The sequence below is a fragment of the Paenibacillus sp. FSL W8-1187 genome, assembly GCF_037965485.1.
GTDB classification, from domain to species: Bacteria; Bacillota; Bacilli; order Paenibacillales; family Paenibacillaceae; genus Paenibacillus_O; species Paenibacillus_O pasadenensis.
This window is the reverse complement of the sequence record NZ_CP150181.1, coordinates 2,471,211-2,485,830: the sequence shown is the minus strand read 5'-3', so window position 1 is coordinate 2,485,830 and position 14,620 is coordinate 2,471,211. Positions and strand designations below refer to the sequence as shown.

At 64.5% G+C, this 14,620-nt stretch carries 16 protein-coding genes and 1 riboswitch; all 16 genes read right to left on the bottom strand.

What is annotated here, in order from left to right:
• Position 1: 1 nt before the first annotated feature.
• The gene (locus tag NYE40_RS10655; protein ID WP_028599809.1) at positions 2-718 is read right to left on the bottom strand and encodes a response regulator transcription factor; all 717 of its coding nucleotides are present in this window, start codon (positions 716-718) and stop codon (positions 2-4) included.
• A 25-nt stretch (positions 719-743) separates the two neighbouring features.
• Positions 744-2,003, bottom strand: a complete 1,260-nt coding sequence (gene ccsA / locus NYE40_RS10650; protein WP_101809026.1) for a cytochrome c biogenesis protein CcsA — start codon at positions 2,001-2,003, stop codon at positions 744-746.
• Positions 2,000-3,658: a cytochrome c biogenesis protein ResB gene (locus NYE40_RS10645; protein WP_101809025.1), complete on the bottom strand. Its 1,659-nt coding sequence runs from the start codon at positions 3,656-3,658 to the stop codon at positions 2,000-2,002. Before NYE40_RS10645 ends, ccsA begins: the two co-directional genes overlap by 4 nt.
• A 54-nt stretch (positions 3,659-3,712) precedes the next feature.
• Complete coding sequence (locus NYE40_RS10640) at positions 3,713-4,252, bottom strand: redoxin domain-containing protein (protein ID WP_228551434.1); 540 nt, start codon at positions 4,250-4,252, stop codon at positions 3,713-3,715.
• Between the two features lie 73 nt (positions 4,253-4,325).
• Complete coding sequence (locus NYE40_RS10635; protein ID WP_028599813.1) at positions 4,326-5,066, bottom strand: pseudouridine synthase; 741 nt, start codon at positions 5,064-5,066, stop codon at positions 4,326-4,328.
• A 131-nt stretch (positions 5,067-5,197) separates the two neighbouring features.
• A complete protein-coding gene (locus NYE40_RS10630) occupies positions 5,198-5,731 on the bottom strand; it encodes a spore maturation protein (protein WP_028599814.1) in 534 nt (177 codons plus the stop codon).
• 12 nt (positions 5,732-5,743) lie between these two features.
• Complete coding sequence (locus NYE40_RS10625; protein WP_084137428.1) at positions 5,744-6,427, bottom strand: nucleoside recognition domain-containing protein; 684 nt, start codon at positions 6,425-6,427, stop codon at positions 5,744-5,746.
• A gap of 4 nt (positions 6,428-6,431) precedes the next feature.
• Positions 6,432-7,568 (bottom strand): D-alanyl-D-alanine carboxypeptidase family protein, encoded by a 1,137-nt coding sequence (locus NYE40_RS10620; RefSeq protein ID WP_244912829.1) that lies wholly within the window; start codon positions 7,566-7,568, stop codon positions 6,432-6,434.
• Positions 7,569-7,813: 245 nt separating this feature from the next.
• Positions 7,814-8,275, bottom strand: coding sequence for a GerW family sporulation protein (gene ytfJ / locus NYE40_RS10615; protein ID WP_028599815.1), 462 nt, complete (start codon positions 8,273-8,275; stop codon positions 7,814-7,816).
• Positions 8,248-8,934, bottom strand: a complete 687-nt coding sequence (locus tag NYE40_RS10610) for a DUF2953 domain-containing protein (protein WP_101809022.1) — start codon at positions 8,932-8,934, stop codon at positions 8,248-8,250. Before NYE40_RS10610 ends, ytfJ begins: the two co-directional genes overlap by 28 nt.
• Before the next feature lie 135 nt (positions 8,935-9,069).
• Complete coding sequence (scpB, locus tag NYE40_RS10605) at positions 9,070-9,666, bottom strand: SMC-Scp complex subunit ScpB (protein WP_101809021.1); 597 nt, start codon at positions 9,664-9,666, stop codon at positions 9,070-9,072.
• Positions 9,635-10,417 carry a segregation/condensation protein A gene (locus NYE40_RS10600; RefSeq protein ID WP_028599818.1) on the bottom strand — a complete coding sequence of 261 codons (783 nt, stop codon included), beginning with the start codon at positions 10,415-10,417 and terminating at the stop codon, positions 9,635-9,637. The genes scpB and NYE40_RS10600 overlap by 32 nt, the downstream gene beginning before the upstream one ends.
• A gap of 68 nt (positions 10,418-10,485) precedes the next feature.
• Entirely contained in the window at positions 10,486-10,956 is a 471-nt protein-coding gene (gene ribE, locus NYE40_RS10595) for a 6,7-dimethyl-8-ribityllumazine synthase (protein WP_028599819.1), read from the bottom strand.
• A 37-nt stretch (positions 10,957-10,993) separates the two neighbouring features.
• Positions 10,994-12,226 (bottom strand): bifunctional 3,4-dihydroxy-2-butanone-4-phosphate synthase/GTP cyclohydrolase II, encoded by a 1,233-nt coding sequence (locus NYE40_RS10590; protein WP_228551432.1) that lies wholly within the window; start codon positions 12,224-12,226, stop codon positions 10,994-10,996.
• A gap of 26 nt (positions 12,227-12,252) precedes the next feature.
• Complete coding sequence (gene ribE, locus NYE40_RS10585) at positions 12,253-12,936, bottom strand: riboflavin synthase (RefSeq protein WP_101809019.1); 684 nt, start codon at positions 12,934-12,936, stop codon at positions 12,253-12,255.
• 1 nt (position 12,937) lies between these two features.
• Positions 12,938-14,053 carry a bifunctional diaminohydroxyphosphoribosylaminopyrimidine deaminase/5-amino-6-(5-phosphoribosylamino)uracil reductase RibD gene (gene ribD / locus NYE40_RS10580; protein WP_228551430.1) on the bottom strand — a complete coding sequence of 372 codons (1,116 nt, stop codon included), beginning with the start codon at positions 14,051-14,053 and terminating at the stop codon, positions 12,938-12,940.
• 266 nt (positions 14,054-14,319) lie between these two features.
• Positions 14,320-14,530, bottom strand: a riboswitch (FMN riboswitch).
• Positions 14,531-14,620 lie beyond the last annotated feature (90 nt).

Sequence of the window (14,620 nt, the reverse complement as noted above, 5' to 3'; positions counted from 1 at the left end):
GTTACTTCGGCACCTCGAGCTTGTAGCCGACGCCCCATACGGTCGTAATCATGGAAGCCGCTTCCGTCGAGACCTTGTTCAGCTTTTCGCGCAGCCGCTTCACATGGGTGTCGACCGTCCGCAGATCGCCGAAGAACTCGTAGTTCCAGACGTCCTTGAGCAGCTCCTCGCGCGAGAATACCTTGTCCGGGCTGACCGCCAAGTAATGGAGCAGCTCGTACTCCTTGGGCGTCAGGCTGACCTCGTGTCCGCCCGCGGTGACGCGGTGGGCGTCATGCTCGATGACCAGATGAGGGAAGACGATGTTGCTGCTCGCCGCAGTCTCCCGGGTCAGGAACGCGGTCGCGGAGGAGCGGCGCAGGATCGCCTTGACGCGGTAGATGATCTCGCGCGGGCTGAACGGCTTGACGACGTAGTCGTCGGCGCCGACCTCGAAGCCCTGCACGCGGTTCATCTCCTCGCCCTTGGCGGTCAGCATGATGACCGGAGTCGCCTTGATCTGCCGGAGGCGGCTGCATACCTCGATGCCGTCCATGCCGGGAAGCATGACGTCGAGCAGGATCAGATCGAAGTCCTGGCCGGAAGCGAGCCGCAGCGCCTGCTCGCCGTCATCGGCCTCCTCGATCTGATAGCCTTCCTTCTCCAGGTACATTTTCAGCAAGCGGCGGATCCGCTCCTCGTCGTCCACGACGAGGATGCGGTGCACGTATTCACTCATGCGGCACGGCTCCTTTGGTAGTCCTTTATACTCCGGCGTACGAATGCAGGCCGGCGATGACCAGATTGACGCCTATCAGCGTAAACATAATAATAACGAATCCGATGACCGTAAGCCAGGACGAGCGCTTGCCGTGCCAGCCGCGAGAGAGACGCAGATGGAGGTAGGCGCTGTAGAACAGCCAGGTGATGAGCGCCCAGACTTCCTTCGGATCCCAGCCCCAGAAGCGCGACCAGGCGATCTGCGCCCAGATCATCGCGAAGATGAGCGCGCCCAGCGTAAAGATCGGGAAGCCGATCGCGATCGCCCGGTAGCTGATCTCGTCCAGATCGTCGGGATCGATGTCGGTCGTCATCGGATGGATGACGGCGCCGAGCTGCTTGCGGAAAGCGAGCCGCAGCAGGCCGTACAGGATGGCGCCCGCCAGCAGCGACCAGACGACCGTATTGAGCTTGCGGCCGGCGTTGATGCCGTTCATCCAGGACGGCGCCTCGAACAGCGGCTTGTCCACGCCGAGGAACGAATCCGCGTGCAGCAGCTCGCTGTTGAACGGCTGGACGATCGGCGGCATCGTGTAGCGGACCGTCTCGACGTTCGAGACCGCCTCGCCCGCCTGCGTCACGTCCGCCGTCTCCTGGCGGAACTCCGCCTCGTAGCCGGCCATGCGGAAGCTGAACACGCTGATGATGAAGCCGACGGCGACGATCAGCATGAACAGCGTGACCTCGACCCAGAAGCGCTCGCGGCGCGCGCGCTTCTCGCCGCTGCCGTAGTCGACGGTGCGCAGCAGATGCAGCAGGCCGGCGGCGAAGCCGACCGCCAGGAACGCCTCGCCGAGCGCGGCCGTCGTCACATGGATCTTGAGCCAGTAGGAATTGAGCGCCGGGATGAGCGGCTGCGATTCCTGCGGGAAGACGGATGCGTAGGCGATGATGATGATGACGAGCGGCAAGGCGAACATGCCGAGGATCGGCTTGCGGTAGATCAGGAAGATGATGACGAAGGCAAGCATGACCGCCATGCCGAGGAACGTCATGAACTCGTACATGTTGCTGACCGGAATATGCCCTTGTCCGATCCAGCGGGTGAAGAAGAACGTCAGCTGCGCGGCAAGGCCGAGGGCGGAGACGATGAACGCGATCCGTCCCCATTTGCGCTCATGCCCCGCCGGATCGCCGTGGCTCCATTTGCGGCCGGCGATAGCCATCACATAAAAGAGAAAGCCGAAGCAATACAGGAAAAATGCCGCTATGAAAGCGGAGCTGCTGAGATCAAGCCAATTCACGTCCGATTCCCTCCGTTATCCAAGCTCTTCGGATCGGTCTCGCTGCCCGCGGCCTTCAGCGCCGCCGCGAGATCCGCCCGCATGCCGTACCAGTTTTTGTTCGTGTGCGCGCCGATCGTCGCGCGGCTGCCGTCGACGCGCAGCCAGATGCGGCGGTGATGCCAGTACGCTCCCATGACAAGGCCCAGCATCGAGATGCCGAGGCCGACCCAGATATACGGCATCGCGAGGTCCTTGCGGACGTTGAGGAACGTCGTATATTCGACGAAGCTCACGTTCTCCATGCCGTTCACCTTGATCTCCAGCCGGTCCGCGATCGCGGCGTTCAGCTTGTCCTGGCTGAACGCGGCCTTGTCCTTTTGCATCGGGAAGTAGATGTACGGCTCTCCTTGCTCGTCGAGGCCGGGGCCGTAGACGAGGAAGATGAAGGCCGGAGCCTTGGGATCCCGCGACTTGGTGATCGGATTGCCGTCGTCGCCGATCGCGAACTCCATGAAGTTCTGCTTCAGCTCCAGCCGGTACGGCCCGACCTCGAACGTCGTCTCGGGATCGCGCATCTTCAGCGTGAACGGACCGTAGGTCTCGCCCGTCGTCTTGTCGATGACGACCGGCTTGACCTCGCGCAGCACCGCCTTGTTGTCGAAGTCGAACTGGTACAGCTTGAGCCCGTCGTATTCGAGCGGGCTGTTCACTTCGATCGGATGGCGGGCGACTTCCACGAGCTCGGGCTGTCCGGAAGCCGCCGTGCAGCCGCTCCGGCATTCGTACAGGACGGCGTCCGTCCGGTACAGCTTCGCTCTCAGCGTGCCTTTGAGCTCCGCGGGAAGCTCCTCGTCCCCGTAGAACTCGACCGTGAACTTCTCGTTCTTGACGAAGTAGTTCGTATCTTCGATGCGGACGGTGTCGCCCTCGGGTATCGTCACGTACTGGTCCATCTGCCAGGCCGGCACCGCTCTCGCGAGCACGGCGAGGAGAAAGACGATCAGGCCGATATGGTTGATATATGGCCCCCAGCGGCTGAACCGATGCTTCTCGGCGAGCAGCGCGCCGTCCTTGCGGATGACCTTGTATCGGCGCTTGCGCGCGGCCTGCTCGAAGCGGTCGATCCACGCCTCGGGGTCGCCCTCGATGTCGCCGCGGTATGCGGCCCGCTGCCGCAGCAGGAACGACTCGTGCTTGCGGATCTGCTGCTTGTTCAGCGCGCGGTACAGCGGCAGCACGCGGTCGAGGCTGCAGACGACGAGCGAGGTGCCGATCAGGACGAGCAGCGAGACGAACCACCACGATTCGAACGTGTGGGACAAGCCGAGCGCGTAGTAGATCTCGCCGGACAAGCCGTACGTATCCCGGTAGTAGTCTCCGAGATCCTGCGTCGTCAGGAAGGTGTTCTCCTGCGGATAGATCGTGCCGAGCGAGGCGCCGATCAGCGTGATGACGATCATGTAGACGGCGATCTTGACCGAGGAGAAGAAGTTCCAGACCCGGTCCAGCACGGAAGGATGGCTCTTCTGGGAGCGCCTCGCCGCGCCGTCGTAGCGCATCTCGAGCAGCTCCTCGGCCGCGCCGCCCTCGTCGAGCGAGCGTCCGCACGCCTCGCAGAGCACGGTGCCGGCCGGGTTCTGATGGCCGCATTCGCATTTGGTGTTTTGGAACACCGGTGTAGCCTCCTGTCATGTAGCTTGGATGCGGCGGAGCAATCTGGGGCTGCGTCAGCTCTCTTCGATCAGCTTGAGCACGCGCTCCTCGATATCCTGCTCCGTCATGCCTCCCTGGTAGACCTCCTCCAGCTTGCCGTCCGGCCGGATGAAGAAGGTTGTCGGATACGAGCGGAGACGATACCTGCGCTCGGTCTCCTTATCGACGTCGCGCAGAATCGGATAGGTCAGGTTCTTGCCCGCCACGAAATTGCGGACGGTCAGGTTGTCCTCGCTCAGATTGACGGCGAGCACCTCCAGCCCCTCGCTTTTCCATTTGTCGTATTGACGCTGGAACTCCGGCATCTCCTTGACGCAGGGCGGGCAGAAGCTGCCCCAGAAATTGAGGACGACGGGCTTGCCCTCGTAATCGGAGAGCGACACCGTACGCCCGTCCAGCGTCGAAAGGGTGAACTCCGGGGGCTTGTCGCCCGGCATCGGAAGGCCGTCCTTCGACGCAAACAGCGTCTTGCCGATGGCATAACCGCCCAGCAGCAAGACGCCGAGGAAAATGAGGATTTGCACCGGCTTGCGGGCAGCGCCCTTCATCTTCATGCCACCACCTTATGTAAGCGTTTCTTCCTCTTCATTATAACGGCAAGAAGAGACGGAGCAGCGCACGGCCCCGTTACTTTTTGTGACCATTATGTGAAAGCGCCGCGTCGCGCAGCTCCTTGATCTCGGACAGCGTCAGATGGCGGAACTTGCCGCGCTGCATGTTCTCCAGAACGAGATGGCCGAACTTGATCCGCTTGAGCCGCGCCACCGGATGGCCGATCGCGTCGAACATGCGCCGCACCTGGCGGTTGCGTCCCTCGTAGATCGTAATCGCGATCGTCGCGACTCCGGCATCGACGTCGACGTCGTGATAGTCGGCTTCGGCCGGGGCGGTCATGCCGTCCTCGAGCTTGATGCCCTTTTGCAGCCTCTCGAGCGCGCTGCCGTGCGGGACGCCCTTGACCGTCGCCAGATACGTCTTCGGAACGTGATGGCTCGGATGCGTGAGCAGATTGGCGAATTCGCCGTCGTTCGTCAGCAGCAGCAGCCCTTCCGTATCGTAGTCGAGCCGTCCGACCGGGTAGACCCGCTCCTTGATGCCGGGCAGGAAGTCGCTCACGATCTTGCGCCCCTTCGGATCGGATGCGCTCGTGATGACGCCCTTCGGCTTGTTCATCATCAAATAGATCTTTTTCTCGGAGGCGATCGGCTTGCCTTTCACCGTGATCTCGTCCGTCGCCGGATCCGCCTTCGTTCCCAGCTCGCGGACCACTTTGCCGTTCACCTCGACCGCGCCGCTCGCGATCAGCTCCTCGCACTTGCGGCGGGAGGCGACTCCGGCGGCGGCGAGGATTTTTTGTAATCGTTCCAATTAAGTTCACCTCACCCACCATCATACCGATTGTCCCGAAAAAGCACAAGGGAGCCCCCTGCCGTCCCACCACGGCAAAAAGCCGGCGCCCTCTCCGCAGAGAAGGCGCCGGCCGCGGCAGTACGCACGGTTCAGCCGAATACGTAGAGGCAGATGAAGACGGCGGCAAGGAAGCCGACCAGGTCGGAGAACAGCCCGACCTTGAGCGCGTAGCGCGTGCGCCGGATGCCGATCGCGCCGAAGTAGACCGTGAGCACGTACAGCGTCGTGTCCGTGCTCCCTTGGATCGTCGAGGCGATCCTTCCGATCATGCTGTCGGGTCCGTAGGTCGCGATCAGGTCGGAAGTATAGGCGAGCGAGCCCGCCCCGGTCAGCGGCCGCAGCAGCGAGAGCGGCAGCACCTCGCCGGGAACGCCGAGCTGGCGCAGCATCGGCTCCATCGCGCCGGTGACGTAGTCCAGCGCGCCGGAGGCGCGGAACATGCTGATCGCGACCATCATGCCGACCAGATGCGGGATGATGCCGATGGCGGTGCCGAAGCCCTCCTTGGCCCCTTCCGTGAACGTCTCGTACACCGGCACCTTGCGGAACGCGCCGTATAAAGGAATGAAGGCGATGATCGCGGGAATCATCCAAGCCGACAGCAGATTGATGAACGAATGCATGCTCCTCCCCCCTTACGCTTCTGGAGGCAGCTCGCGCCGCCCGCCGAGCCGGCCCGGAGAGCGCGCCGCGCGGCGGGGGCGGCTCGCAGCCCCTCCGGCCGGCGGCGCCATCGGCGGCTGCTTGCTCCGGCTGCGGTACCAGCGGTCGAGCAGAATCGCCGCGGCCGTGGCGACGGCCGTCGCCGCCAGCGTCGTGCCGACGATCTCCGCCGGATTGGCCGAGCCGTAATTCATGCGGATCGCGATCAGCGTCGTCGGCACGAGCGTGATGCTGGACGTGTTGAGCGCGAGCAGCGTGCACATCGCCGGCGTCGCCGTCGCGGGATCGGGATTCAGCTTCTGCAGCTCCTGCATCGCCTTGATGCCCATCGGGGTGGCGGCGTTGCCGAGGCCGAGGATGTTGGCGCTCATGTTGCTCATGATGTAGCCGAGCGCGGGATGGCCCTTGGGCACGTCGGGAAAGAGAAGGCGGACGAACGGGCTGAGCAGCCGGGCGAGCCGCGCCAGCAGGCCGGCATCCTCGGCAATCCGCATCAGCCCCATCCAGAACACGAGAATGCTGACCAGGCCGAAGCAGATCGTCACGCCGTTTTTCGCTCCGTCGAACGCCGCCTGAGTGACCGCATCCATGCGTCCGGTGGCGGCCGCCACGACGACGCTGACGACGATGAAGCCGAGCCAGATCCAGTTGACCATCGGCTCACTCCCCTCCCGTCGCGAACAGCGCCTTCAGGCTCCTCGACAGCGCCGCGCCGAGGCTGGCGGGACGGCTGGAGAACATGCCTCCAGGCCGGAACGATGCCGTCGCGCGGTCCGGCTGGCCGATCCGCGGGCTGCCTGCGTCGTAGACGGGCACCGCTCCGATCGCGCGTCCGTCCAGCGTCCACTCGAGCCTTCCCCGCTCGCCGAGCGCATAGGCGAGCGCGTCCTTCTCGCGGCTGAGCAGCACGAGGCGGTTGGACAGGCCGGCCTCCTCGCCCTCCGCCAGCGGATAGCGCAGCTGGCGGCCCGACGCCAGCGAGTATCCCTTGAGCGGCTCGCCTTTCGACGCCAGCGTCTTCAGCTCGTAATGCTCGAAGCCCCAGTCCAGCATCGACGCATGGTCATGCCAGTCGTCCCGGTCGTTCAGCGTCACGGCGGCCAGCTGCTGGCCGTCCCTCGTCGCCGAGCTGACGAGGCAGCGCAGCGCCGTCTTCGTGTAGCCCGTCTTGACGCCGTCGGCGCCGTCGTACAAGGCGAGCATCTTGTTCTTGTTCGCCCAGCTGTAGTCCCAGCTGTCGAACGGATTCGGCGCCTTGTGCACCTTCGTGCCGACGATTTCCGCGAACACGGGATTTTTCAGCGCATAGGCGGTCAGCTTCGCCAGATCGTTCGCCGTCGACAGATGGCCCTCCTGATCCAGCCCGTGCGGGTTCATGAACGTGGACCGCTCGAGCCCGATCCAGGCCGCCTTCTCGTTCATCATCTTCACGAAGCCTTCCTCCGAGCCGCCGACATGCTCCGCGATCGCCGTCGCGGCATCGTTGCCGGAGCGCAGCATGAGGCCGTACAGCATGTCCTTCAGCTTCATCTTCTCGCCCAGCTTCAAATAGATCGACGAGCCTTCCTTGCCGACGGCTCGCAGACCGACCGTGACCGTGCTGTCCAGGTCGCCTTCCTCGATCGCCGTAATGGCCGTCATGATCTTGGTCAGGCTGGCGATCCGCATCGGCTCGTCGGCCGCTTCGCTGCTGTACAGCAGCCGGCCCGACTCGACGTCGATCAGCGCGGCCGCGCGCGCGCTCGTCGTCGGCGGACGGGGAGCGTCCGCCGCCTTTGCCGTCGGCGCCGAGAGCAGGCTCGCGCCGAGCAGCGCGAGACCTGCGGCGGCGGCGGCCGTTCGTTTCCACGCACCTGCAATAGCCACGGTATCCTTCCTCCTCCTGGCATGCGAAAGCCGCTGGCGGCCCCCGTCTCCTGCTGCCATTGTATGTATCTTGTCCGGCCGATATGAACAAGCCGGTCCTGTCCGGCCGGAAACCGCAAAAAAGCTGTCCTCCGGAGAGGACAGCCGCTTGCAGCAGCCGGGACGAGTCCGCGGCGCTAAAGAATCGGATCGCTCGTGATAAGAGTGCTCTCGACGCGCTCGACTCCGTCGTGATGACGGAACATGCCCTGGATCTTCTCGAAGGCTCCCGGCACCGCGTCGATGACGCGCTCGACCAAATGCGTCTGGTTGTCGAGCGGAACGACGCGCACGCCTTGCGTGCCGACGACGAGGAACGCGATCGGCGTAATCGATACGCCGCCGCCGCTGCCGCCGCCGAACGGCAGCGCGACCTGCGCGTTATGCCCGTCGGCATGGGTCGAGCTGCTGCGCGCCCCGCCGTCCATGCGGATGTCGCTGCCGCCGGCCACGAATCCAAAACCGACTTTGCTGATCGGCATAATGACACTTCCGTCCGGCGTCTGCACGGGATCGCCGACGATCGTGTTGACATCCACCATTTCCTTGATATTCTCCATGGCGGTTTGCATCAGGCCTTGAATAGGATGTTCTGCCACAGTCTGACGCCTCCTTCCGTTCTCATCATCCGGACCAGCAGCTGCAGTCCGGCAAGGATAGCATTGCCCAAGCGGATTTCCGCTATGCAGTCGAAGCTCGTCTCCAACCGTGCCGAGCGGTAGTCGGGCTGAACGTCCATCTGCGGCTTGGCGGTGAGCCGGCACAGCTGCGACAGCAGGCCGAGCGCGGCCGTCTGCAGCGACCAGACCGCGCCGGTCGACATCGCCGTCCAGACTGCGTCTCCGGTGCCGATCGTCGTCCGCCACGTCCAGCGGCTGATCTCCACCTTGTTCAGCGTGCGCCGCACCAGGCCGGTCAGGTTTTCCGTCCGCCGCAGCAGCTTCCAGGCATCCTGCAGCAGCTCGGCGATGCGCGAGGCGCCGATATCCTTCTTGTCCGCCGATTCGGCATGTAGCAGCGATGGACTGTCGGCCTGCGCGAGCTCCTCCACCTGCAGCCCATTTTTGCCGAGCTTCATCATCGGAATTTCCCACTTGAACTTCAGCAATCCGAACAGCGTCTTCACCTGAAGGGACAGATTGTCGTCGCCTTCATGCCGCGACAGCTCCGCGCGGGCGCGGACCGGAACGGCCGCGATCGCGGCGGCGAGCAGCAGCGGCACGAGGACGACCGCCAGCCAGCCGAACCATGCTCCCATTCGGATTCGACCCCCTTTCCGTCATTCGGCAGCAAGAGCGCGCGCCGATGGCCGGACCGCTGCCTTTTCCCGGATAGCATGCCCAGAAATGACAAAAAAGACCGGCCCGCAGCCGATCTTTTTCGTAGATGTCGCTTAGGGCTCGGAAGATGAGCCTTGGCGGCCGTCCAGGCGGCCGAACAGCAGCTGCGTCTGCTCCTCGAGCTCCGCCTCGGGCGTCATCGCCGCCGGCTCCGGCAGCGCTTCGAGCGAGCCCAGCTCGAAATGGTCGAGGAAGGAGCGGGTCGTGCCGTACAGGATCGGACGTCCGATCTGCTCGGCGCGCCCTTTTTCCTCGATCAGATCCTTCGCGACGAGCGTCTGGATCGCTTTCTCGCTTTTGACCCCGCGGATCTCCTCGATCTCGACCCTCGTGATCGGCTGGCGGTAGGCGATGATCGCCAGCGTCTCCAGCGCCGCCTGCGACAGTGTCGAACGGGACGGCGAGTAGGCCATCCGCTCGAAATAAGGCGCATGCTCCGGATGGGTCGTGAAACGGAACGCTCCGGCGACCTCGGCGATGCGGATGCCGCGCCCGGCCTGCTCCAGATCGGCCTTGAGCTCGCGCACGAGATCCTCCGACAGGCGCTGGTCGATCTCCACGATCTCGGCGATCTGCCGGATCGTCAAGCCCTCGTCGCCAGCCATGAACAATAATCCCTCAATAATCGATTTCAGCTGCTGAACCATCACGATCCGACGCTTCCCCTCTCCAATGGATGACGATATCATCGAACAGACTGTTCTGGAAGACGCGGACCTGCTTCATCTTCATCAGCTCGAGGATCGCGAGGAACGTCACGACGATCTCGTGGCGCTCCACCGCTTCGCCTACGAGCCGGGAGAACAGCGCGGTCTCATGCTCGCGCAGCAGCTCCGAGATGTCGCGGATGCGGTCCTTGACGGATATCTCGTCCCGATGGATGCGGGCGACATGCGTCCGCCTGGCCGCCTTGCGGAGCGCCCGCCGGAACGCCGCCATGATGTCGCCGAGGTCGAGCCCTTCCAGCGGATGGGTGTCGTCCTCCTTCATGTACGTCGTCAGGTCCTCGGGCTCCTTGCTGTAGACGAGGCTGCGCGCCATCTCGCGGTCGCGCAGATGCTCGGCGATCTGCTTGTAGCGGCGGTATTCCACCAGCTTCTGCACGAGCTCGTCGCGGGGATCGAGCATGCCTTCGTCGTCCCAGGCGTCCTCGTACTCGTCCATGACGGGAGGGCGGGGCAGCAGCTGCCCGCTCTTGATCGCCAGCAGCGTCGCGGCCATCACGAGGAACTCGCTCGTCACGTCCAGCTCGAACTCCTGCATCGCATGCAGGTAGTCCATGTACTGATCCGCGATCCGGCTGATCGGAATGTCGTAGATGTCGATCTCTTCCCTGTCCAGCAAGTGAAGCAGCAGATCCAGCGGCCCTTCGAATGCTTCCAGTTTGTACAATAGGCTCATGCCGCTCCACCTCTTCCTGTCCGCCGGTATCGCGAAGCTAAAGGCCGCTGTCTCGCCTCAGGCCAGGCTCAGCCTTGAATCGCCCGCGTCAGATTCGCCATCTCGATCGCGGCGGCAGCGGCTTCCCAGCCTTTGTTGCCGGCCTTCGTCCCCGCGCGCTCCACCGCCTGCTCGATCGAATCCGTCGTCAGCACGCCGAAGATCGTCGGCACGCCGGTTTTCAGATTGATCGCGGCGACGCCCTTGGCGACCTCGCTGCATACATAGTCGAAATGCGGGGTGGAGCCCCGGATGACGGCGCCGAGGGTGATGACGGCATCGTACTTGCCGCTCTCCGCCATCTTTTGCGCGATCAGCGGAATCTCGAACGCTCCCGGCACCCACGCGACCTCCACCTCGTCCTCGCCCGCGCCATGGCGCTTGAACGCGTCGAGCGCGCCGCTCAGCAGCTTGCCGGTGATGAATTCGTTGAAGCGGCCGACGACGACGCCGTATTTCAGCCCTTGCGATACCAGATGTCCTTCGTAATATTTCGTCATGTTTTCAAACCCATCCTTCTATTCTAATTTATTCGGCTTAAATTTCAAACTCCAACAGATGGCCAAGCTTCGTTTTTTTCGTGTTCAAGTAATTCGTGTTGCTCTCGTTGCGCTCCATCTGGATCGGCACCCGCTCGGCCACGCTCAGTCCGTACCCCTCGAGGCCGCGGATCTTGCGCGGATTGTTCGTCATGAGCCGCATCCGGCGGACGCCGAGATCGCGCAGGATCTGCGCGCCGATGCCGTACTCCCGCAGGTCGGGCCCGAAGCCGAGCTTCAGGTTCGCCTCGACCGTGTCGAGCCCCTGCTCCTGAAGCTGATAGGCTTTGAGCTTGTTGATGAGGCCGATGCCGCGCCCTTCCTGACGCATGTAGAGCAGCACGCCGCTGCCCGCCTCCTCGATCTGGCGCAGCGCCGCCGCCAGCTGCGGACCGCAGTCGCAGCGGCGGGAGTGGAACACGTCGCCGGTAAGGCATTCGGAATGCACCCGCACGAGCGTCGGCTGCTCCGGATCGATCTGTCCTTTGACGAACGCGACATGCTCCTTGTCGTCCACCTCGTTCGTGTAGGCGACCGCGCGGAAGACGCCGAAGTCGGTCGGCATGTTTACCTCGACGACCCGCTGCACCAGCTGCTCGCGGCGGCGCCGATGCTCGATCAGCGACTGGATCGTAATCAGCTTGAGATCATGCTTGCGCTTGAAGTCCGCCAGGTCCGGCAGCCGCGCCATCGTGCCGTCCTCGCGGATGATCTCGCAGATGACCGCGCCGGGCTTGGCGCCGCACAGCTTGGCCAGATCGATCGCCGCTTCCGTATGGCCGGCGCGCCGCAGCACGCCGCCGTCCTTGGCGATCAGCGGGAATATATGGCCCGGGCGGCGGAAATCGTCCGCGCGGGCCGCGCCGTCGACGAGCGCCCGCACCGTCTCGGCGCGCTCATGTGCGGAGATGCCGGTCGTCGTGCTCACATGGTCGACGGAGACGGTGAACGCGGTGCCGTGGTAGTCCGTATTGCGGACGACCATCGGCGGCAGGTCGAGCTCTCGCGCCCGCTCCGCCTCGATCGGCACGCAGACGAGCCCGCGCGCCTCGGTAATCATGAAGTTGATGACGGCCGGCGAGATCGTATCGGCGAGCGCGATCAGATCGCCCTCGTTCTCGCGATCCTCGTCGTCGACGACGATGACCGGCTTGCCGGCCAGCAGATCCTGCACCGCATCCTCGATCGCATCGAATGGCGCCGCCCCGTCTTGATGGTGTAATCGTTCCATGCTTGCTCCTCCTTCGTTGCCTTGGCTCATGCGAATCCGTTCTCCGCCAGGAAAGCGGCCGTCAGCGGGCCGCCGGCCGCGCCTCCCGGCCTGCCGGCGGCTGCGGCGTCCCCTCTGCCGCCGAACCGCAGCAGATGGTCGACATATTTGCCGAGCACGTCGCATTCCAGATTGACGGTCGCTCCCGCCTGCTTGCTCTGCAGCACGGTTTCGGCGAGCGTATGCGGGATGATCGACACCGAAAAGGCGTCCTCGCCCGCCTCCGTCACAGTCAGGCTGATGCCGTCCACGGCAATTGAACCGCGCGGAATGATGTAGCGGCGCAGCCCTTCGTCCGCGGGCCGGATCGTGAACAGCACCGCGTTGGCGTACGCCCTGCGCTCGACGATCCGCCCGATGCCGTCCACATGGCCCTGGACGATATGCCCGCCGAAGCGGCCGTCCGCGCGCATCGCCCGCTCCAGGTTGAGCGGGCTGCCCGCCGGCAGCCCGCCCAGATTCGTATGCCGGTACGTCTCCGGCATGACGTCGGCCTCGAAGCTGTCGGGCCCGCATCCAGTCACGGTCAGACAGACGCCGTTGACGGCGATGCTGTCCCCGAGCCGGACGCCCTCCAGCACTTTGGCGGCGCCGATGCGGAGCACCATCGCCTCTCCTTTTCGCGCCGCGCCGCGCAGCTCTCCGATCTCTTCGATCAATCCGGTGAACATGTCAGCCGATCCCTCCCTTGGCGGCTGGCTTGCCGCTGATGCATATATCGCGTCCATAGCGCTCCACCTCGACGTCGTCCAGCTCGATCGCGTCGGCCATCCGCTCGAAGCCGGCGAACCGGAACGACGACGGCGCGTCCTCGCCGCCGATGATCTTGGGCGCGAGGAACAGGCAGATCCGATCGACCAGCCCCGCCTCCAGCATCGAGCCGTTCAGCCTTCCGCCGCCCTCGAGCAGGATCGAGCCGAGCTCCAGCTCGCCGAGCCGTCTCATCGCCTCGCGCAGATCGACCGAGCTGCCGCTGCCGCAGCGGATGACCTCGACGCCGGCCGCCCTCAGCGCGGCCGCTCGGCCTTCGTCTGCGGCTTCCGACGTCAGGACGATCGTCGGCGCGGCTCCGTCCTGCACGAGCTTCGCGTCCAGCGGCAGCCGCAAGCTCGAGTCGGCGACAATTCTCGCCGGATGCAGGCCCGGCACGGACAGCCGCGTCGTCAAGCTCGGGTCGTCCGCCAGCACCGTGCCGATGCCGACGAGGATGCCCATATGGCGATGCCGCATCGCATGCACGGCCTCGCGCGCCTCCGGCCCCGTCACCCAGCGGCTGTCCCCGCTCGCCGCGGCGATGCGGCCGTCCAGCGTGGAGGCTGTCTTGAGCGTGACATAGGGCAGCCGGGTCGTGATGAACTTGCGGAACGGCTCGCTCCGCCGCCTGGCCTCCGCTTCCATGACGCCCGTTTTCGTCTCGATTCCCGCCGCCTGCAGCTTGGCCATGCCACTGCCCGCGACGAGCGGATTCGGGTCGAGCTCCGCGACGACGACGCGGGCGATTCCGGCCGCGATCAGCCGATCGCTGCAGGGCGGCGTACGGCCATAATGGCTGCACGGCTCCAGCGTGACGTAGGCCGTCGCTCCCCGGGCTTCGTCTCCCGCCATCGCCAGCGCGTGCGGCTCGGCATGCCCTTCGCCCCGCTTGAGATGGGCGCCGAGGCCGACGATGCGGCCATCCTTGACGATGACGCAGCCGACGGCCGGATTGATGCCGGTCTGGCCGGCCGTTTTGGCCGCCATGCCGAGCGCGAGCTCCATGTAATATCGATCATCGATCGTTTCCCGCAATGCAAAAACACCCCCGATTGACGCCTGGAGCGCCCTTCGGGGGTGATGGAATGTCGGAAACGTCGCCGCGCGGCAGGAGCAGGAGCCCGATCGACCGGATAGCCAAAAAAGCCGTCCTGGAAATGCGGGAACAGACCGCCGTCCCGGATCGAATCGGAAGACAGACTCCGGGCGGCAGCGCGGAACCGATCTCGATGTCTGGGCGGCGGACTTGAACAGACTCCTCCAATGATGGAGGAGCTGCCTTCATGCATGCCTGTCTTGCAGCGAGCCTTCTCCCATCCAGACTATACTGTCGGTCCCGGAGTTTCACCAGGTCAGCCGCATGCGCTCGACGCGCCCTCGGTCGAGGGAAGCGCAGAAGCGGTCATGCGGGTCACGGACTGACCGTCCCCGGCGAGCCGCGGCATATGCCGAAGACGCGCCAGGTACGGATCACCGCCGGCCCGGGAATTTCACCCAGCCCCGAAGGTTCGCTTGAATTCAATTGCTTGCATGACTCATCTTACTTGCCTGCACGCTAAAAAGCAAGCGGACGAGTCGGGATTAAACGACAAAAAGGCTCTC

What these genes read in the sequence shown, in the direction of transcription:
- NYE40_RS10625 (WP_084137428.1), bottom strand. Translation starts at nt 6,427, where the DNA reads ATGGTCAACTGGATCTGGCTCGGCTTCATCGTCGTCAGCGTCGTCGTG.
- NYE40_RS10640 (WP_228551434.1), bottom strand. Translation starts at nt 4,252, where the DNA reads ATGAAGATGAAGGGCGCTGCCCGCAAGCCGGTGCAAATCCTCATTTTC.
- ribE (WP_101809019.1), bottom strand. Translation starts at nt 12,936, where the DNA reads ATGTTCACCGGATTGATCGAAGAGATCGGAGAGCTGCGCGGCGCGGCG.
- NYE40_RS10655 (WP_028599809.1), bottom strand. Translation starts at nt 718, where the DNA reads ATGAGTGAATACGTGCACCGCATCCTCGTCGTGGACGACGAGGAGCGG.
- NYE40_RS10600 (WP_028599818.1), bottom strand. Translation starts at nt 10,417, where the DNA reads ATGAGCCTATTGTACAAACTGGAAGCATTCGAAGGGCCGCTGGATCTG.
- ribE (WP_028599819.1), bottom strand. Translation starts at nt 10,956, where the DNA reads ATGACGAAATATTACGAAGGACATCTGGTATCGCAAGGGCTGAAATAC.
- NYE40_RS10630 (WP_028599814.1), bottom strand. Translation starts at nt 5,731, where the DNA reads ATGCATTCGTTCATCAATCTGCTGTCGGCTTGGATGATTCCCGCGATC.
- NYE40_RS10610 (WP_101809022.1), bottom strand. Translation starts at nt 8,934, where the DNA reads ATGGGAGCATGGTTCGGCTGGCTGGCGGTCGTCCTCGTGCCGCTGCTG.
- NYE40_RS10590 (WP_228551432.1), bottom strand. Translation starts at nt 12,226, where the DNA reads ATGGAACGATTACACCATCAAGACGGGGCGGCGCCATTCGATGCGATC.